The organism is Amycolatopsis sp. cmx-4-61 (genome assembly GCF_046548775.1).
Lineage (GTDB): Bacteria > Actinomycetota > Actinomycetes > Mycobacteriales > Pseudonocardiaceae > Amycolatopsis.
In genome coordinates, this window is sequence record NZ_JAEBEI010000027.1 from 40,058 (window position 1) to 61,380 (window position 21,323).

The following is a 21,323-nucleotide window of genomic DNA, read 5'->3' on the forward strand; positions in this document are numbered from 1 at the left end:
TCACGCCATCCCGAAGTCGTTGTCGATGAGGTCGAAGAGTTCTTCGTCGGACGCCCCGTCGAGGTCACGGAGGCCGTCGTCCGGCGCGGCGCCGGGATCGGCGGCGAGGGCCCGCAGGCGGGTGAGGATCCGGGCCCGCGCTTCCGGCCCGGCGGTCCGGAGCGCGGCGGCCACGCCGTCGAGGCCGGCGAGCGCCGCGGCCGCGGCGTCGTCGGCGTCCCCGGCGAGCCGGGCCTCGGTGAACGCGGCCACCGCGGCCGGCGACGGGTGGTCGAAGACCAGCGTGCTCGGCAGCTTGACGCCGGTGGCGGCGCTGAGCCGGTTGCGGAACTCCACGGCGATCAGCGAGTCGAAGCCGATCTCCAGGAACCCGCGGTCGTCGCGGACCGCCGCGGCGGACGTGAGTCCCAGCGCGTCCGCGGTCAGCTGCCGCACCAGGCCGAGCACGGCTTCGGCGCGCTCCGCCGGGGTCGCGCCGCGCACCCGCCGCGCGAAGCCGGCCGGGTCCGGGCCGCGGCCGGTGTCCCGCCGCCGCGGCGGCCCGGCCAGGCCGCGCAGCACCGCCGGGACCTCGGCCGGATCCTCCGCCGAGCGCAGGACGGTCGTGTCGACGCGCACCGGGACGACGACGGCGTCGTCCACGGCCAGCGCCGCGTCGAACAGTTCGAGGCCCTGGTCCGAGGACAGCGGGAGCAGACCGATGCGAGCGCCGCGGGCGAGGTAGACGTCGCCGAGGCCGCCGCTCATCCCGCTCGGCTCGGCCCACAGGCCCCAGGCCAGCGCCTTCGCCGGCACGCCGGCGGCGCGCAACCGCCGGGCGAACGCGTCGAGGAAGGCGTTCGAGGCCGCGTAACCGGCTTGCCCGGCCGTCCCCAGCAAGCCCGACGCCGACGAGAACAGCAGGAACGCCGCCAGGTCGCGGTCCTTCGTCACCTCGTGCAGGGCCAGTGCCGCGTCGAGCTTGGGCCGCAGCACCGTCTCGATCCGCTCGGGGGTCAGGGCCGTGACGACGCCGTCGTCCAGCGCACCCGCCGAGTGCACGACCGCGGTGAGGTCCGGCAGGCCGGCCACGACCTCGGCCAGCGCGGCCCGGTCCGCCGCGTCGCACGCGTGCCAGCTGACGTCGGCACCCCGGTCGCGCAGCTCCGCCAGCAGGGCGGCGGCTTCCGGGCTGCCGGCCCCGCGCCGGCCGAGCAGCGCGAGCCGGGTGACGCCGTGGTGGCCGACCAGCCGCCGGGCCACCAGGCCGGCGATCAGCCCGGAGGCGCCGGTGACCAGCACGGTCCCGCCGCCCCACGCCGGAGCCGCCTCGCCGGGGTCCGCCCGGGTCAGGCGGGGGACGCGGAACTCGCCGTCCCGGACGGCCACCTGCGGCTCGCCGAGGGCGACAGCTGCCGCGAGGTGGTCGCCCGCCGGGTCGTCCACGAGCACGAACCGGCCGGGGTGCTCGGACTGCGCGGAGCGCACCAGGCCCCAGAGCGCGGCCTGCGCCGGGTCCGGCAGCTCCCCGGTCGCGGCCGCGACGCCGCCGCGGGTGTGCAGCACGAGCCGGTCGGTCCCGGCGCGGTACTCGTCGCCGAGGAAGGCCTGCACGAGTTCCAGCGCCCGGAATGTCGTCCGGCGGACGGTCCCCGCCGGATCGCCGTCCTCGGCGGCGAACCCGGCCAGCAGGATCCCGCTCGCAGCCGCCACTTCGTCCACTGTGGACACCTCGGTCCAGCTCGCCGGCGGCTCGGCCGGGGCCGCGACGGGCACCCAGTCGAGCCGGTGCAGCCCGTCGGTGGCCGGGCGGGCCGGTTCGGGGACCGGCCGCGTCACCAGCGCGCCGATCCGGGCGACCGGTTCCCCGGTCTCGCTCGCGACGGTCACCGCGAGCCCGTCGCCGGCCGGGGACAGCCGGACGCGCACCGCGGTGGCCTCGGCCGCGAACCGCGTGTAGCCGGTCCACGAGAACGGCAGGCCGTCCGGGGCGTTCCGCAGCCCGGACGCGTGCAGCGCGGCGTCCAGCAACGCCGGGTGCAGCCCGAAGGAGTCCGGCGGGCAGCCGTCCGGGAGGCGGACCTCGGCGTAGACGTCGTCGCCGGCCACCCAGGCCGCGCGCAGGCCGCGGAAGGCCGGGCCGTAACCGTAGCCCCGCTCGGCGAGGTCGTCGTAGAAGCCGGCCAGGTCGACGGGAACCGCGCCGGGCGGCGGCCATTCGGGCAGCCCGGTCGCGGTGGGCGCGGCCGCCGACAGCACCCCGGTGGCGTGGCGTGTCCAGGTCTCCTCGCCGTCCGGCCGGGAGTGGACGGTGACGGCCCGGCGGCCCGCTTCGTCCGGCTCGCCGACCAGCACCTGCGTCTCGACGGTGCCGGTCGTCCCGAGCACCAGCGGTGCTTCGAGGGTCAGTTCGTCGACGTCCGGGCAGCCGGTCCGCTCGCCCGCGGCGCTCGCGAGTTCGAGGAAACCGGTGCCGGGGAACAGGATCACGCCGTGCACGGCGTGGTCGGCGAGCCACGGCCGTCCCGCGACGCCCAGCCGTCCGGCGAACGCGACTTCCGCGCGCCCGGCGACCGCGACGACCGCGCCGAGCAGCGGGTGCCCGGAGCCGGGCGGCCCGTCCGGCGAACCGCCGGACGGCGCACCGCGGTCCAGCCAGAACCGCTCGCGCTCGAACGGGTAGGTGGGCAGCGGGACGCGCCGCGCGTCCGGGAAGAACGGCCGCCAGTCGGCGGGAACGCCCCGCACGTGCAGGGTGGCCACCGATTCGGCGAACCGGTCCGTGCCGCCGTCGTCGCGGCGCAGGGTGCCGGTCACCACCGCGTCGGTGCCCCGGTTCTCGACGGTTTCCAGCAGCGCGTTCAGCAGCACCGGGTGCGGTCCGACCTCGACGAACGCCGTGTGACCCAGCCCGGCCAGCCGCTCGACGACCGGTTCGAGCAGCACGGTCTGCCGCAGGTTCCGGTACCAGTAACCGGCGTCCGTCGCCGGGCCGTCCAGCCGTTCGCCGGTGACGGTCGACCAGAACGCGATCTCGGGCACCCGCGCCCGGATCGGGGCCAGCTCCCGCAGCAGCCGGTCGTGGATCCGCTCGACGTGCGCCGAGTGCGAGGCGTAGTCCACCGGCACCGCCCGGGCCCGCACGCCTTCGCCGTCACAGTACGCGATCAGCTCACCCAGGGCTTCGGGATCGCCCGAGACCACTGTGGACGACGGTCCGTTGACGGCGGCGAGCGCGAGCCGGCCGCCCCAGCGCGCCAGCAGGTCCGTGGCCGCGGCCCCGGGCAGGGCGACCGAGACCATCCCGCCCTGCCCGGCCAGCTCACCCAGTGCCTTGCTGCGCAGGGTGACCACGCGCGCGGCGTCCGAAAGGGACAGGGCACCGGAGACGCACGCCGCGGCGATCTCGCCCTGCGAGTGCCCGACGACCGCGTCCGGCTCGACGCCGGCGGACTGCCAGAGCCGGGCCAGGGAGACCATCATCGCGAACAACGCCGGTTGCACGACGTCGACGCGGTCCAGGCCTGGTGCACCGGGTTCGCCGAGCAGCACGCCGGTCACCGACCAGTCGGCGAACTCGCCGAGTGCGGCGTCGCATTCGGCCATCCGCTTGGCGAACACCTCCGACTCGCGCAGCAGCCGCGCACCCATCCCCGCCCACTGGCCGCCCTGGCCGGGGAAGACGAACACCGTCCGGCCGGGGCTCGTCGCGGCGCCGGAGACCACCGAGGACGCCGGGACGCCCGCCGCGAGTGCCTGCAGCGCCGCCCGTGGGTCCGCGGCCGGCAGCACCACGGCGCGGTGCTCGAACAGCGGGCGCGCGGCCAGGGACGCACCCAGATCCACCCACCGGACGTCCTCTTCACCATCCACATGGGACAGTAAGCGGGCGGCCTGCGCGGCCAGCGCGGTCCCGGTCTTCGCCGACAGGACCAGCGGCCCGGCCGCCGGGGCCGGGGCCGGTCGCGGGCGCTCGCGCACCGGTGCCTGTTCGAGCACGACGTGCGCGTTGGTGCCGCTCATGCCGAACGACGAGACACCGGCCCGGCGCGGCCGGCCGCCGCCGGGCCACGCCACGGCCTCGGTGAGCAGCCGCACCGCGCCCGCCGTCCAGTCCACCTGCGGCGTCGGCTCGTCGGCGTGCAACGTCCGCGGCAGCACGCCGTGCCGCATCGCCGCCACCATCTTGATCACCCCGGCCACCCCGGCCGCCGCCTGCGTGTGCCCGATGTTCGACTTCACCGAACCCAGCCACAGCGGCGTTTCCCGGTCCTGGCCGTAGGTCGCCAGCAGCGCCTGCGCCTCGATCGGGTCGCCGAGGGTCGTGCCGGTGCCGTGCGCTTCGACCGCGTCCACTTCGGACGGACGGAGCCCGGCCCGCGCCAGCGCGTCCCGGATCACCCGTTGCTGCGAAGGGCCGTTCGGCGCGGTGAGGCCGTTGCTCGCGCCGTCGGAGTTGACCGCGGAACCGCGGATCACCGCCAGCACCTCGTGGCCGTGGCGCTCGGCGTCGGAGAGCCGTTCCAGCAGGAGCACACCCGCGCCTTCGCCCCAGGCCGTCCCGTCGGCGGCGGCCGAGAACGGCTTGCACCGCCCGTCCGGGGCCAGTCCGCGCTGCCGCCCGAACTCGACGAACGCGCCGGGGTTGCTCATCACGGTCACGCCGCCGGCCAGTGCCAGGGTGCATTCGCCGCGCCGCAGCGACTCGGCCGCCAGGTGCAGCGCCACCAGGGACGACGAACACGACGTGTCGATCGACAGGGCCGGGCCTTCCAGGCCGAAGGTGTAGGCGACCCGGCCGGCCACGACGCTGGAGGCGATGCCGGTGAGCAGGTGCCCGGCCGCGGCTCCGGCGGCCGAGTCCCACGGCGGGCCGTAGCCCTGGTGCGTCACGCCGGCGAACACGCCGGTGCGGCTGCCGCGCAGGCCGTGCGGATCCAGGCCGGCGCGTTCGACGGCCTCCCACGAGGTCTCCAGCAGCAGCCGCTGCTGCGGGTCCATCGCCCTGGCCTCCCGCGGGCTGATGCCGAAGAACGCGGCGTCGAACCCGGCGGCGTCGTCGAGGAAGCCGCCGGAGCGGGTGTAGGTTTTGCCGGGGAGTCCCGGCTCGGGGTCGTACAGGTTCCCGAGGTCCCAGCCGCGGTCGGCCGGGAAGCCCGAGACGGCGTCGCGGCCCTCGTGGACGAGGTCCCAGAACTCCTCCGGCGTGTCGGCACCGCCGGGGAACCGGCAGGCGATGCCGACGACGGCGATCGGCTCGTCGGCGGCGACCGGTGCGGCCGCGGTTTCGCCGAGGACGGTTCCCAGCGCCGTGCGGTGCAGTTCCGCGGCGAGGGCGGTGACGTCCGGGTGGTCGAACACGACGGTCGCCGGCAGCCGCAGCCCGGTGTCGCCGTTGAGCCGGTCGCGCAGGTCGACGGCGGTGAGCGAGTCGAACCCGAGTTCGCGGAAGGCACGGCCGGGGTCGACGCCGCCCGGCTCGTGGTGCCCGAGCACCGCGGCGACGTGCCCGCGGACCAGCGCGGTGACGAAGGGCAGCCGGTCGGGCTCGGGCAACTGCGCCAGCCGGGCCGCGAGCGGCGTGGTCCCGGCCGGGGCGGGGCCCGCGAACCGCCGTGCTTCGGGTAGTTCGTCCAGGAGGAAGCCAGGCCGGCCGGCGGTGAAGGCGGGCACGAAGGCGGCCCAGTCGATGTCGGCGACGACGACGGCGGTTTCGCCGTGGTCGAGGGCGTGCTGCACCGCGGCGACCGCGCGCCGGGGCGGCATCGCGGCGAGACCGCGACGGCAAAGGTGCTCCTCGACGCCGTCGTGGGCCGACATGCCGGTTTCGCCCCACGCGCCCCAGGCGATGGCCGTGGCCGGCAGGCCGCGAGCGCGGCGGCGCTGCGCGAGGGCGTCGAGGTAGGCGTTCGCGGCCGCGTAGGCCGCCTGGCCGTCGGCGCCCCAGACCCCCGAAATGGAGGAGAACAGCACGAAGGCGTCCAGATCGGTGCCGGCGAGCAGGTCGTCGAGGTGGGCCGCGCCGGCGGCCTTGGGCGCGGCGACCCGGGCCAGCTCGGCGGCGCTCGTGCCGTCGAGCGGGGTGAACTGCGGGACGCCCGCGGCGTGGACGACGGCGTTCGGCGGGTGCTCGGCCAGCAGCGCGGCGAGCGCGGCGCGGTCGGCGACGTCGCACGCGGCGACGGTCACCCGGGCGCCGAGCGCGGTCAGTTCGTCTCGCAGGTCCGCGGCGCCCGGCGCTTCGAGCCCTTGGCGGCTGCCGAGGACCAGGTGCTCAGCGCCGTTCTCGGCGAGCCACCGGGCGACGTGCGCGCCGAGCGCGCCGGTGCCGCCGGTCACCAGGACCGTTCCGCGCGGGCGCCACGGCCGTTCGGGGGCGGTGGCGGGGGCCGCCGCCCGGACCAGCCGCCGGCCGTGGACGGCGTCCCGGCGGACCGCGACCCGGTCCTCGCTCGCCGTGCCGAGCAGGCCGGCGAACCGCGGCACCGCGCCGGCGGCGACGTCGGCGAGCCGGAGGTCGCGCTCCGGCGCCTCCAGCGCGGCCACCTGGCCGAGGCCCCAGATCCGGGCCTGGTCGGGGTCGGGGGGTTCGGCCGGGTCCACCGCGACGCCGGACCACGTGACGAGCCAGCACGGCGCGTCGATCCCCTCCAAGGCTTGCAGTGCGACGGTGGTGAGCGCGAGCCCGGCCGGGATCTCCGGGTGCCCGGGGTGGGGCGTGGTCCCGGCGGCCAGGAGCGAAAGGACACCGGCGGGGGTCGTGTCGCCCAGTGCGGAGTGAAGGCGTTCGGCGACGGCGTGGCGGTCCAGACCGGTGTCGAGCGTGACGGTGATGGCGTCCGGATCCAGGGCCTGGTGGATTTCCCCGGCCCAGGACGCGCCATCGGCCGGGAGCAGGACCAGCCAGGTGCCCGATGGCGGCGCCGCGGGCCGCTCCGGCAGGGCCGGCCACGTGATCCGGTAGCGCCACGGATCGCCGGCCGGCTGGTCGTGCTCGAGCCAGAACCGCTCGCGCTGGAAGGCGTAGGCAGGCAGGTCGACGGTCCGCGCGCCGGCGAAGAACGCCGGCCAGTCGGCGTCCCGGACGTGCCCGAGCGCGGTCACGGCGGTGGCGGTCTCGGCCTCCCCCGCTCGCAGGGCGGGGACGAACGTGAGGTCTTCGGCGCACTCGGCGCCCATCGCGGACAACACGGCGTCCGGCCCGAGTTCGACGCAGGTCGTCACGCCCGCCTCGGCCAGCGCGCCGATCGCGTCGGCGAAGCGGACGGTCGCGCGCACGTGCTCGACCCAGTAGCCGGGGGTGGCCGGGTCCGCCGACGGCGAGACGGCCGAGACGAGCGGAATCCGGGGCCGCGCGTAGGACAGCCCGGCGGCGACGGCCCGGAACTCCTCGAGCATCGGCTCGACCAGCGGCGAATGGAAGGCGTGCGACACGTCGAGCCGCTTGGTCCGCCTGCCGAGTCCGGCGAAGTGGGCGGCGATCGCGGCAACGGCGTCTTCGGCACCGGAAACGACGACGGCTTCGGGCCCGTTCACGGCGGCGATGTCGGCGGTGGCGCCCAGCCGCGGACGCACTTCGACCTCGGCCGCCTGGATCGCGACCATCGCGCCGGCCTCCGGCAGGGCCTGCAGCAGCCTGCCGCGGGCGGCGACCAGCTTCCCGGCGTCGGCCAGGGAAAGCACCCCGGCGGCGTGGGCCGCCGCGAGCTCGCCGACCGAATGGCCCGCCAGCCGGTCCGGGCGGGCGCCCCACGACTCGAACAGGCGGTAGAGCGCCACTTCCAGGGCGAAGATCGCCGGCTGGGCCAGGTCCGTCCGGGTCAGCTCGGCGCCGCCGAGCACGAGGTCGCGGTCGATCCCCGCGGCGGCGCACGCTTCGTCGAAGGCCCGCGCGTACACCGGGTACCGCTCGTGCAGCTCGCGCCCCATCCCCCGGCGCTGGCTGCCCTGGCCGGTGAAGAGGAACGCGGGCTTCCCGCCCGCGGCCCGCCGCGGCCGCGCGGTCCCGAGCGCCGCCAGCAGGGTGTCCCGATCTTCACCGGCGACGACGATCCGGTGCTCCCACGCCGACCGGGTGGTGAGCAGGGAAAGTCCGATGTCCGAGGTGGACAGCTCCGGGTGGTCCACCGCGAAGGCACGCAGCCGCGCGGCCTGGTCCCGGGCCGCGGCCGGGGTCGCGCCGGTGACCACCCAGGGCACCACACCCTCGTGCGTGCCCGGTTCGTCGTCCGCCGGCGCCTGCTCGAGGACGACGTGCGCGTTGGTCCCGGAGATCCCGAACGACGACACCCCGGCCCGGCGCGGGCGGCCGGTCTCCGGCCACGGCACCGGTTCCGACAGCAGGGAGATCGCTCCCGCGGTCCAGTCCACCTGCGGGGTCGGCTCGTCGAGGTGCAGGGACTTCGGCAGCACGCCGTGGCGCATCGCCTGCACCAGCTTGACGATGCTCGCGACACCCGCCGCGGCCTGGGTGTGGCCGAGGTTGGACTTCACCGAGCCCAGCCACAGCGGGGTTTCCCGGCCCTGGCCGTAGGTGGCCAGCAGCGCCTGCGCCTCGATCGGGTCGCCCAGCCGGGTGCCGGTGCCGTGGGCCTCCACCACGTCGACGTCCGATGTGGACAGTCCGGCGTTCGCCAGCGCGGACCGGATCACCTGCTGCTGCGCCGGTCCGTTCGGGGCGGTCAGGCCGCTGCTCGCCCCGTCCTGGTTGATCGCCGAGCCCTTGACGACCGCGAGCACCGGGTGCCCCAGCCGCCGCGCGTCGGACAGCCGCTCGACCAGCAGCATGCCGACGCCTTCGCTCAGCGCCGTCCCGTCGGCGCCGGCGGCGAACGACCGGCACCGCCCGTCGGCCGACAGCGCACCCTGCCGGGCGAACTCGACGAACATCATCGGCGTCGCCAGCACGGCGACCCCGCCGGCCAGCGCCAGCGCGCATTCGCCGCGGCGCAGGGATTCGCAGGCCAGGTGCAGGGCCACCAGCGACGACGAGCACGCCGTGTCGACGGTGACCGCGGGACCGGCCAGGCCGAGCGTGTAGGAGATCCGGCCCGAGGCGACGCTGCCGGAGATCCCGGTGCTGAGGTAGCCCTCGAGGTCCTCCGGCGCCCGGCTCAGCCAGGACCCGTAGTCGTGGTAGACGAGCCCCGCGAACACCCCGGTCCGGCTGCCGCGCAGGGAAAGCGGGTCGATCCGCGCGTGCTCGATCGCCTCCCACGAAGCTTCGAGCAGCAGCCGCTGCTGCGGGTCCATCGAGAGGGCTTCGCGCGGGCTGATCCCGAAGAAGGCCGGGTCGAAGTCGGCGACGCCGTCGAGGAAGCCGCCCGAACGCGTGTAGGTGGTGCCCGGCCGGTCGCGGTCGGCGCTGTAGAGCGCGTCGAGGTCCCAGCCGCGGTCGGCGGGGAACCCGGAGATGACGTCGGCGCCGGAGGTGACCACCTGCCACAGGTCCGCCGGCTCCCGGACGCCGCCGGGGAACCGGCAGCTCATCCCGACGACGGCGATCGGCTCGGCGGCCCCGGCGGTCAGTTCCCGGTTCCGGCGCTTGAGCCGCTCGTTCTCCTTCAGTGCGGCGCGCAGGGCCTCGACGATCTGTTCGGGCGTGGTGGTCATCGTCAGCTCACGTTTCGTCGGCAGAGTCGGCGGGGTCGCCGAGGGCGAGCCGGACCAGGTCGGCGACGTCCATCGCGTCGATCCGGTCGTCGTCGGCGGGCGCCGCCGCCAGGTCGAGGACGGTGCGCACGAGCCCCGCCTCTTTCAGGCGCGCGTAACCGAGGGCGGAGAGGGCGGCGCGGAAGTCCTGTTCCTCGGTGTCCGCCGGTTGCCTGCCCGTGCCGGGCGCGAGCAGGGTGGTGAGGTGGCCGGCGATGTCGGCCGCGGTCGGGTGGTCGAAGACGAGGGTCGCCGGCAGCCGCAGGCCGGTCAGCTCCCCGAGCCGGGCCCGCAGTTCGACGGCGGTCAGCGAGTCGAAGCCGAGCTGCAGCAGTCCGCGATCGTCACGCACGTGCGCGGGATTCGCCAGCCCGAGCACGGCGGCGATCTGTTCCCGCACCAGCCCGAGCACGGCGGCCGGGCGGTCTTCCGCGGGCAGTGCGCCGAGCCGCTGGGCCCAGGTGCGGTCGGCCGCGGTGCGCCTGCCGGGCCGCACGAGTTTCCGCAGCACCGCGGGAACCGTGCCGGACGGCGAGGTGGGCGGCACGGCGGCGACGAGCCCGGTGACCGCGACCCGCCGCACGGCTTCGACGAAGTCACTCGGCGAATGCGCCGGCGGCGGTGCCTCGGGAAGTCCCCAGGTGAGGGTCCGGGTCGAGTGTCCCAGCGCTCGCCGGTGGGCGGCCAGCGCCTCGGCGAGCGGGCTGCCGGCCGGGCCGGTGATCAGGATCAGCTCGCCCGAGGTCGGCAGCGAGGGAAGATCGGCCAGAGACGCGATCCGCACCCAGTCGGGAGAGCCGGGGCCGGCCGCGGCTCGGCCGACAGCCCGCTCACCGGACCCGGCGGCGGCAGCCGGCCCGCCCGCCGCAGCACCGGAACCGGCAACCACGTCGGCCGCTTCGCCGGGTGCCTCGATCTCCGCTCCGGCCACCACGACCGTGCCGGTGAAGGGTCCCGGCTCCGCCGGCGACGGCTGCACCCGTTCCAGCCGCGGGACGTGCACCGCTCCCCCGCGTACCGCCAGTTCCGGCTCGCCGAGCGCCGCGGCCGCCTTGGCCAGGTTCTCCGCGTCCGGTGAGTCGTCGAGGTCGGCCAGGACGATTCGCTTCTCCGCGAGACCGCGGATCGCGCTCCACACCGCGGCCCGAGCCGGGTCGGGCAGCTCCGCGTCGGACACCGCCACCGCCGCGCGGGTGGCCACGACCACCGTACCCGGACCCGCCGTGCGGACCCACTCGAGCGCTTCCGCGGGGTCGTCGCAGATCCGCAGGGCACCCTCCGGCGGTCCGGAAAGGACCGGCAACGGCACCCACCCGAGCCGGAAGAGCGCGGCTTGGCCCGGTGGCCCGGCCGACACCGGCCGCAGGGTCAGGGACTCGGCCGACAGCACCGGCGACCCGGCCGGATCGGTCAGCTCCACCGCCAGCGCGTCCTCACCCGTCCGGTGCAGCCGGACCCGCGCCGCGGCCGCACCGGCGGCGTGCAGCGACACCCCGGACCACGCGAACGGCATGAGGTCCGGCCCGGACACCAGCCCGCCGGGGCCGATGGGCTGCAGTGCCGCGTCCAGCAGTGCCGGGTGGACGCCGTACCGGCCGGCGTCGGCCGCCTCGCGCTCGGGCAGGCGGACCTCCGCGAGCACGTCGGCGCCGTGCCGCCAGGCCCTGACGGCACCCCGGAACGCCGGTCCGTAGTGGACACCCGCGTCGGCGAGCACGTCGTAGAGGCCGTCGAGGTCCAGTGGCTCGGCCCCGTCCGGCGGCCACGGCCCGGTTCGCGGCGCCGGGACGTCCCCGGCCGCCGTCAGGGTGCCCTCGGCGTGCTGGGTCCAGGCCGTGTCCGCGCCCTCCGGCCGGGTGAACACCCGGAACGGGTGACGGCCGGTCGCGTCCGGCTCGTCGGCGACCAGCCGCAGCTGCAGGCCGCCGCGGCCGGGCAGGACCACCGGCGCGGCCAGGACGAGGTCCTCGACGCGGTCGCAGCCGAGGTGCTCGCCCGCGCGGAACGCGAGTTCCAGCATCGCCGTGCCCGGCAGCAGCGTCGTCTCGCGCAGGGCGTGCTCGCCCAGCCACGCCGGGGCCGACGCCGCGATCCGGCCGGTGAACACGACCGCCTCCGACCCCGGCACCGCGACGATCGCGCCCAGCAGCGGGTGCCCGAGCGGGTTCACCCCGGCCGACGACACGTCCGCCGTGGCCGTACCCGACCGCAGCCAGAACCGCTGCCGCTGGAACGGGTACGCGGGCAGCGGGATCCGCCGTCCGCCGGGCCGCAGCCCGGCCCAGTCGACCCCGACGCCGCGGACGTGCAGTTCGGCCGCCGACGTGACGAACCGGGTGAGCCCGCCTTCGCCGCGGCGGAGCGTGCCGGTCACCACCGGGGCCGGGGCGCCCGGCTCGTCGAGCAGTTCCCGGATCGCCGCCGGCAGCACCGGGTGCGGGCCGATCTCGACGAACGTCGTGTGCTTCTGCTCGGCCAGCGCCCGGACCGCCCGGTCGAACCGCACCGGCTGCCGCAGGTTGCGGTACCAGTACCCGGCGTCCAGCTCGTTCCCGTCGAGCACGTCCCCCGTGACCGTCGAGTAGAACGCCACCTCGCCGGTTCGGGGACGGACCGGGGCGAACGCGGCGAGCAGCTCGTCACGGATCGGTTCCACCGCCGGGGAGTGCGACGCGAACGCGGCCGGGATCAGCCGGGCCCGCACGCCCTCCGCCTCGCAGCGGGCGACCAATTCGTGCAGCGCGCCGAGGTCACCGGCGACGGCGACCGAGTTCGGCCCGTTCACCGCCGCGATCGAAAGCCGGTCACCCCAGCCGGCGACGAGCTCGGCCGCGGCTTCTTCGCCGAGCGCGACCGGCGCCATGCTGCCGCGCCCGATGAGCACCCGGGAAATGGCGCTGCGCGAGGTGATCACGCGGGCGGCGTCCGAAAGGGACAGTGCGCCGGCGACGCAGGCCGCGGCGATCTCGCCCTGGCTGTGGCCGACCACCGCGTCCGGCCGCACGCCGGCGGCCGCCCACAGCTCGGCCAGGGAAACCATGACGGCGAACAGCGCGGGCTGGACGACCTCGACGTCGTCGAGCGAGGGCGCGCCCGGTGCGCAGCGCAGGACGTCGAGCACGGACCAGCCGGTGAACTCCGCCAGCGCCGCGTCGCATTCCCGCATCCGCCGCGCGAAGACGGGCGAGCTGTCGAGCAGCTCGACGCCCATGCCTGCCCACTGGCCGCCCTGCCCGGGGAACACGAAGACGGTCCGGCCCGGGGTCCCGGCGGTCCCGCGCACCACGGCGGGATCGCGGCGGCCCTCGGCCAGCGCCGGCAGGGCCGGCGCGGCGACGACGACGGCCCGGTGCTCGAACCGCGGCAGCGCGGCCAGGCTGTGCGCCACGTCCGCGAGGTTCTCGGCTTCCAGGACGGTGGCGACCTGCCCCGCACGGGCCCGCAACGCCTCTTCGGACCGGGCCGAAAGCACCAGTGGCATCGGCTCCGCCGCGGGGCCGGCGGGCTCCGCGGGCGGCGCCTCGGCCGCCTGCTCCAGGATCAGGTGCGCGTTCGTCCCGCTGATGCCGAACGAGGAGACGGCCGCCCGCGGCGCCCGGCCCGTCTCCGGCCAGGCGAGGTGCTCGGTCAGCAGGCGGACCGTGCCGGGCGACCAGTCGACGTGCGGGGTCGGCTCACCGAGGTTGATCGTGCGCGGCAGTTCGCCGTGCCGCAGGGCCAGCACCATCTTGATCACGGCGGCGACCCCCGCCGCCGACTGGGCGTGGCCGATGTTGGACTTGAGCGAACCGAGCCACAGCGGGTGGTCCGCCGTCCGGTCACGGCCGTACGTCGCCAGCAGGGCCTGTGCCTCGATCGGGTCGCCGAGCCGGGTGCCGGTGCCGTGGGCCTCGACCGCGTCGACGTCCGACGGGGACAGTCCGGCGTCGGCCAGCGCGGCGCGGATCACCCGTTGCTGCGACGGCCCGTTGGGCGCGGTCAGGCCGTTGCTCGCACCGTCGGAGTTGACCGCCGAGCCGCGGATCACCGCCAGTACCTCGTGCCCGTGGCGCCGTGCGTCGGACAGCCTTTCCAGCAGCAGCATCCCGACGCCTTCGCCCCACGCCGTGCCGTCGGCGGCCGCCGCGAACGGCTTGCACCGCCCGTCCGGCGCCAGTCCGCGCTGGCGGCTCAGCTCGACGAACAGGTCCGTGTTCGCCATGATCGCTGCCCCGCCGGACAGCGCGATCGAGCACTCTCCGCGGCGGATCGCCTGCACCGCCAGGTGCAGCGCCACCAGCGACGACGAACACGCCGTGTCCACGGTGAGGGCCGGGCCCTCCAGGCCGAAGGTGTAGGCGATCCGGCCGGACAGGACGCTGGTCGTGCTGCCGGTCAGCCGGTAGCCCTCCAGCTCGCCGGGGAACTCGCGCGAGTCGGTGCCGTAGCCGAGCGACGCGCCGCCGACGAAGACGCCGAGCCGTTGCCCCCGCACGGAACCCGGGTCGACGCCCGCCGCTTCGAAGACCTCCCACGCGGTCTCCAGGAGCAACCGCTGCTGCGGGTCCATGGCCAGCGCCTCGCGCGGGCTGATCCCGAAGAACTCCGGGTCGAACTCGTCCGCGTCGTGCAGGAAGCCGCCCGCTCGCGCGTAGGTGGTGCCGGGGCGCTCGGGGTCCGGGTCGTAGAGCGCGTCGAGGTCCCAGCCGCGGTTGGCCGGCGGCCCGGTGACCGCGTCGGCGCCGTCGCGCACCAGCCGCCACAGGTCTTCGGGCGACCGGACGCCGCCGGGCAGCCGGCAGCTCATCGCGATGATCGCGACCGGGTCGTCACCGGCCTCGGTGACCACGGCGGCCACGGGCGCGGCCGCCGCACCGGACAGCTCGGCCCGCAGGTAGGCCGCGAGGGCCTCCGGGGTCGGCTGGTCGAACACGACGGTCGCGGGCAGCCGCAGCCCGGTGGCCGCCGAAAGCACGTTGCGGAGTTCGACCGAGCTCAGCGAGTCGAACCCGAGGTCCTTGAACGCCCGGTCCGGCGCCACCTCCGCGGCCCCGGTGTGCCCGAGCACCGCGGCGACCCGATCGCGGACCAGGTCGAGCACGTCTTCGGTCCGGGCGCGCCCGGGCTCCGGCCGCCGCGCGGTGGCCCCGGCGAGACCGCGCAGCGACGGCGGGACGTTCTCGCCGCCGCGGCGCAGGGCCGCGATGTCCAGTTCCGCCGCCACGACGAGCGGCCGGCCGAGCCGGCGGGCCGCGTCGAACAGGGCGAGCCCGCGCTCGGCGGCCAGCGCCGCCAGGCCGGCCCTGGCCAGCCGGGCGTGGTCGGCCGCGCCGAGCTGCCCGGTCATGCTGCCTTCGTGCGCCCACGCGCCCCAGGCGATCGACACGGCGGGCAGCCCGGCCGCGCGGCGGCGGGCCGCGAGGGCGTCGAGGGCCGCGTTGGCCGCGGTGTAGTTGCACTGGCCGGCGCCGCCGAAGAACGCCGACGCCGAGGAGAACAGCACGAACTCGGCGAGGTCGCCACCGCGGGTCAGCTCGTCGAGGTGCTGCGCGGCGGCGACCTTGGGCCGCAGCACGCGCTCCAGCCGCTCGGGCGTCATCGCCGCCACCAGGCCGTCGTCGAGCACGCCCGCGGCGTGGACGACCGCCGTCAGCGGGTGCTCGGCGGGGATCCCGGCCAGCAGGGCGGCGAGCTGGCCGCGGTCGGCGACGTCGCACGCGGCGACGGTCACCGACGCGCCGAGCCCGGCCAGCTCCGCGGTCAGTTCGCGGACACCGGGGGCGGCCGGGCCACGCCGTCCGGCCAGCAGCAGGTGCCGCGCACCCTGCCCGGCGAGGTGCCGGGCGACCAGGCTGCCGAGTGCGCCGGTGCCGCCGGTGACCAGCACCGTGCCGTCCGGCGCCGGCCCGGCCGGCACGGTCAGCACGACCTTGCCGACGTGCTTGGCCTGGCTGACGAACCGGAACGCCTCGACCGCCCGCCGGATGTCCCATGTGGACAGTGGCAGCGGCAGGAGCGCACCGGCGGCGAACAGGTCCACCAGGGCGCGGAGCATCTCCTGGATCCGCTCGGCGCCGGGCTCGGTGAGGTCGAACGTCCGGTAGGTCACCCCGGCCGGGATCTCCGCGGCCGGGCGGACGTCCGTCTTGCCCAGCTCGACGAACCGGCCGCCGTCGCCCAGCAGGCCCAGCGACGCGTCGACGAACTCGCCGGCGAGCGAGTTCAGCACGACGTCGAACCCGGTGCCCGCGAACGCCGTCGCGAAGTCCAGGGTCCGCGACGAGGCGATGTGCGTGTCCGGCAGGCCGAGTCCGCGCAGGACGTCGTGCTTGGCCGGGCTCGCGGTGGCGTAGACGTCGGCGCCGAGGTGACGCGCCAGCTGGATCGCCGCCATCCCGACCCCGCCGGCCCCGGCGTGCACGAGCACCTTCTCCCCGGCCCGCAGCCCGGCCAGGTCGCGCAGGCCGTACCAGGCCGTGAGGAACACGACGGGCACGGCCGCCGCCTCGGCGAGCGTCCAGTCCGCCGGCACGCGCACCAGGTTGCGGCGGTCGGTGACGGCGAGCGGGCCGAAGGCGTGGTCGAGCAGGCCCAGCACCCGGTCGCCCGGCGCGAACTCCGTGACCCCTGGACCGGTCTCGGTGACGACACCCGCGCCTTCGATGCCCAACGGCGGGGCCTCACCCGGGTAGAGCCCGAGCGTGTTGAGCACGTCGCGGAAGTTGAGTCCCGCGGCCCGCACGGCGACCCGGACCTGACCGGGGGCCGTCGGCTCGGGCGGGTGCGCGATCGGGGCGAGCCCGTCGAGTCGTCCCTTGTGGACGACGGCAAGCCGCCACGGTTCGTCCGGCAAGGTCAGGTCGTCGCCGGTGCTCGCCCGCTTCAGTCGCGGCACCAGTACTACCCCGGCCCGGACGGCCACTTCGGGTTCGCCGGTGGCGATCGCGGCGGCGAGCCCGGCGGTGTCTTCGGTGCCGGCATCGAGCAGCACGAACCGGCCGGGGTGCTCGGTCTGCGCCGACCGCACGAGCCCCCAGACGGCGGCCTGGTCCGGGTCGGTGACCGCGTTCCGGGTGCGCAGGACCAGCCGCGCGGCGGCGAACCGGTCGTCGGCCGCCCACGCCTGGCACAACGCGAGGGCGCGGGCCGGGTCCCCGGCCGGGACGACCACGGCCGCCGGCACCGGCTCACCGGTCAGTTCCGCGAGGTCGCCGACCGGCACGACGTCCGGCCCGGTGACTTCCGGGGCGGTGACTTCCGGGGCGGTGACCCAGTCCGGTTCGAGGAGGCCGTCGCGCGGCGCCGGAGCGGCCGGACGCAGGACGAGCGAATCCACCGTGGCCACCGGACGGCCCTCGGCGTCCGTGACGTGCAGCGACACGGCGTCCCCGGCAGCCGGGGTGAGGCGGACGCGGATGGCCGACGGTCCCGGTGCGGTGACGGAAACCCCGCGCCAGGCGAACGGTACCGGGGTGCCGCCGTCGAGCCTGCCGGTGAAACCGAGCGCGTGCAACGCGGAGTCGAGCAACGCCGGGTGCAGCGTGCAGTTCCCGGCGTCGTCGCGGAGTTCCTCGGGCAGGACCGCCTCGGCGTAGACGTCTTCGCCGTGGCGCCAGGCGGCGGTGAGGCCGCGGAAGGCCGGTCCGTAGCCGTATCCCGCGTCGGCCAGCTGCTCGTAGAGCCTCTCGACGGCAATGGGTTCCGCGTCGGCGGGAAGCGGCCGGCCGGAATCCGCGGGCGCACCGGGACCGGCGAGCCCGGTGGCGTGCCGGGTCCACTCGCCGTTCCGTCCGGAGTGGACGGTCAGCGGCCGGTGGCCGTCGTCGTCGGCCGCCCCGGCCCGGACCTGGACCGACACCGATCCGTGGTCCGGCAGGACGAGCGGGGTCTCCAGGGTGAGTTCCCCGACGGTCGCGCAGCCCGCCGCGGCGGCGGCCTGCAGCGCCAGTTCGAGGAGGACCGTGCCGGGCACCAGCGTCGTCCCGCCGATCGTGTGGTCGCCGAGCCAGGCAGGCGCGGTCGCGGAGAGCGTGCCGGTGACCAGCGCGCCCCCGCCGTCCGCCAGCCGGACGGCCGGTCCGGCCAGCGGGTGCCCGGACCGGTCCGGCGCCTGGCCGGGGGCCAGCCAGAAGCTGCGGTGCCGGAACGGGTAGGCGGGCAGGTCGGCGAGCCGGCCGCCGGTGCACAGGCTCGCCAGTGCGACGTCGTGGCCGAGCACGTGCAGGCGGCCGGCGGCCTCGACGGCCGTGCGCGCGCCGGGGCGGTCGGCGCGCTGCGCCGGGACGAAGTTGATGGCGGGGTCGATCGCCGGGCCGAGCGCGGACAGCACCCGGTCGGGCCCGATCTCCAGGCACGTGGTGACGCCGTCGGCGCCGAGCCGCGCGACCGCGTCGGCGAACCGCACGGTGCCGAGCACGTGGCCGGCCCAGTAGTCCGCCGTCGCCGGATCGCCGGCCGCGGCCGGCCGCAACGGGACGGCGGGCTCGGCGAAGTTTAGCCCGGCCAGGACTTCGCGGAACCGCTCGACCATCGGGGCCATCAGCGGCGAATGGAACGCGTGCCCGCCGGGCAGGCGTTTCGTCCGGCGGCCCCGGGCAGCGAACTCCGCGGCGACGGCCTCGGCGGCGTCCGCGGCCCCCGAGAGCACGACGGCGGCCGGGCCGTTGACCGCCGCGATCGCGGCCTCGCCGGTCAGCGCGGCACGGACTTCGTCTTCGCTCGCCTCGACCGCGATCATCGCGCCGCCGGCGGGCAGGTCCTGCATCAGCCGGCCGCGCGCCGCGACCAGCGTTCCCGCGTCCGCGAGTGAGAGCACGCCGGCGACGTGCGCCGCCGCGATCTCCCCGACGGAGTGTCCGACGAGGACGTCCGGGCGCAGCCCCCACGACTCGGCGAGCCGGTACAGCGCGACCTGCAGCGCGAACAGCGCCGGCTGCGCGAACTCCGTGCGGGCGAGCGCGTCGCCGTCGGCCACGACCGCCGGGTCGAGACCCGCCGCCGCGCAGGCGGCGTCGAAAGCCTTGGCGTACACCGGGAACTGCTCACGCAGCCCGCGGCCCATCCCTGCGTACTGGCTGCCCTGGCCGGTGAACAGGAACGCCAGCTTCCCGCCGGTCCCCCGCTCGGGCCGGACGCCGGCGAGCGCGGCCAGCAGTTCTTCGCGGCCTTCGCCGACGACGACGGCCCGGTGGGCGTGCGCGGACCGCGCGGCCAGCGTCCGGGCCACGTCCCGGACGGTCAGTTCCGGCCGCCCGGCGACGAACGACCGCACCCGGTCCGCCAGGTCGTGGACGGCCTCCGGGGTCGCCCCGGTCAGTACCCACGGCACCACGCCTGCCGGGCCGCCGTCGGCCGGCTCCGGGTCGGCCGGTGCCTGCTCGAGGACCACGTGCGCGTTGGTGCCGGAGATGCCGAAGGACGAGACCCCGGCCCGGCGCGGCCGCCCGGTCACCGGCCACGGCGCCGGCTCGGTCAGCAGGGTCAGCGCGCCGCGCGTCCAGTCCACGTGGGACGACGGCCGGTCGGCGTGCAGCGTGCGCGGAAGCTCCCCGTTGCGCAGCGCGAGGACCGTCTTGATCACGCCGACGAGACCGGAAACGGCCTGGGTGTGGCCGAGGTTCGACTTGACCGACCCCACCAGGACCGGCCGGTCGGCCGGGCGGTCACGGCCGTAGGTCTCCTGCAGCGCCAGCGCTTCCACCGGGTCGCCCAGCCGGGTGCCGGTGCCGTGCGCTTCGACGGCGTCGACGTCCGAAGCGGACAGTCCGGCGTCCGCGAGAGCCGCGCGGATGACGCGCTGCTGGGCCAGGCCGTTCGGGGCGGTGAGCCCGTTGCTGGCGCCGTCGGAGTTGACCGCCGAACCGCGCAGCACGGCCAGCACGCGGTGGCCGTTCCGCCGCGCGTCGGAGAGGCGCTCCACGACCAGCGCCGCGACCCCTTCGGCGGCCCCGAACCCATCGGCGTCGTCCGAGAACGCCTTGCACCGGCCGTCCGGGGACAGGGCCCGCTGCCGGCTGAGGCTGCGCAGCGCCGCCGGGGTGGTCATCACCGTCGCGCCGCCCGCGATCGCCAGAGAGCACTCCCCCGCGCGCAGCGAGCGCGCCGCCAGGTGCAGCGCGACCATTGACGACGAACACGCGGTGTCCACGGTCATCGCCGGGCCTTCCAGCCCGAAGGTGTAGGCGATCCGGCCCGCCGCCACGCTCGGCGCGCCCGCCGTGACCTGGTAGGCCTCGAGGGCGCCGGGGATCCGGTCCGGCGTCCAGTAGTCGGGCACCTGGATGCCCGCGAACACGGCGGTGCCGCTGCCGGAAAGCGAGTCCGGCGCGATGCCCGCGTGCTCCAGCGCCGTCCAGGTGGCTTCGAGCAGCAGCCGCTGCTGCGGGTCCATCACCAGCGCTTCGCGCGGTGCGATGCCGAACAGGTCGGCGTCGAACCGGTCGATCCCGCTCAGGTAGCCGCCGCCGCGGACATAACTGGTGCCCGGCCGGTCCGGATCCGGGTCGTACAGCGCGCCGAGGTCCCAGCCCCGGTCGGCCGGGAGCCCGCCGACGGCGTCGCCGTCCTCGGCCAGCAACCGCCACAGGTCCTCGGGGTCTTCGATGCCGCCGGGCAGCCGGCAGCTCATGCCCACGATGGCCAGCGGCTCGTCCGCGGGGGCGGCCGGCGCCGAGGTTGCGGCCACGTGCGTGCCGAGGGCGGTGTCACGCAGGTGCGTGGCCAGCGCGGTCGCGGTCGGGTGGTCGAAGACGATCGTGACCGGCAGCACGAGCTCCGTCGCGGCCGCCAGCCGGTCGCGTAGCTCGACCGCCGTGAGCGAGTCCAGCCCGAGCGCGGAGAACGGCCGGTCCGCGGCCACCGCCGCCGGCCCGTCGTGCCCGAGAACGGCCGCGAGCTGGGTGCGGACCAGCGTCCGCAGCAGGTCGTGCTGCCCGGCCTCCGGCAAGTCGCGAAGGCGCTGCCCGAGCGCGGAAGCCGGCTGCCGCGGCTCTGCCGGACGGCGGGTTTCGGCGAGCTCGCCGAGCAGCGGGCTCGGCCGCGCCATCGTGTAGAGCGCGGCGAAGCGGGGCCAGTCGACGTCGGCCACCACCGTGGCGGTCTCGCCACCGCCGACGGCCGTCGCGAGCGCGTCGAGTGCGACACCCGGATCGATCGGGGTCAACCCGCGGGCACGCAGGGCCGTCTCGAACTCACGTGTGACCATGCCGCCGCCGGACCAGGGGCCCCACGCCACCGCCGTCGCGACCCGGCCGAGCGCCCGGCGCCGGTGGGCGAGCGCGTCGAGGCAGGCGTTCGCGGCCGAGTACGCGCCCTGCTCGGCGCCGCCCCAGACACCGGCGGCCGAGGAGAACAGCACGAAGGCGTCCAGCGGCCGGTCGCCGAGCACGCGGTCGAGGACCTCGGCTCCCAGCACCTTCGCGCCGAGCACCTCCGCCAGGTGCGCCGGGTCGATGTCGGCCAGCCGCCCGAACCGGTTCGTCCCGGCGGCGTGCACCACGGCCGTCAGCTCGCCGGGGACCGACGCGACCAGGCCGGCCACCGCGCTCTCGTCGGTGACGTCGCAGGCGGCGACGGTGACCCGGTCCGCACCCAGTTCTTCGGTGATGGCCACGGCTTCCGGCGCCGCCGGGCCGCTCCGGCCGGCGAGCACGACGTGCGCGGCTCCGTTTCCGGCGAGCCAGCGCGCGACCCGGCGGCCGAGCGCGCCGGTCCCG

At 76.5% G+C, this 21,323-nt stretch carries 2 protein-coding genes (1 of these 2 cut by a window edge); both read right to left on the reverse strand.

What is annotated here, in order from left to right; genetic code table 11:
• On the reverse strand, window positions 1–9,615 hold the full coding sequence (locus ACLJOU_RS42440; RefSeq protein ID WP_410574986.1) for an SDR family NAD(P)-dependent oxidoreductase: 9,615 nt from the start codon (window positions 9,613–9,615) through the stop codon (window positions 1–3).
• Window positions 9,599–21,323: the 3' portion of an SDR family NAD(P)-dependent oxidoreductase gene (locus ACLJOU_RS42445; protein WP_410574938.1), read on the reverse strand. 6,095 nt of this gene lie beyond the right edge of the window; 11,725 of the gene's 17,820 nt are visible here — the last part of the coding sequence; its start codon lies beyond the right edge, outside the window — the gene reads right to left on this strand; its stop codon occupies window positions 9,599–9,601. Before ACLJOU_RS42445 ends, ACLJOU_RS42440 begins: the two co-directional genes overlap by 17 nt.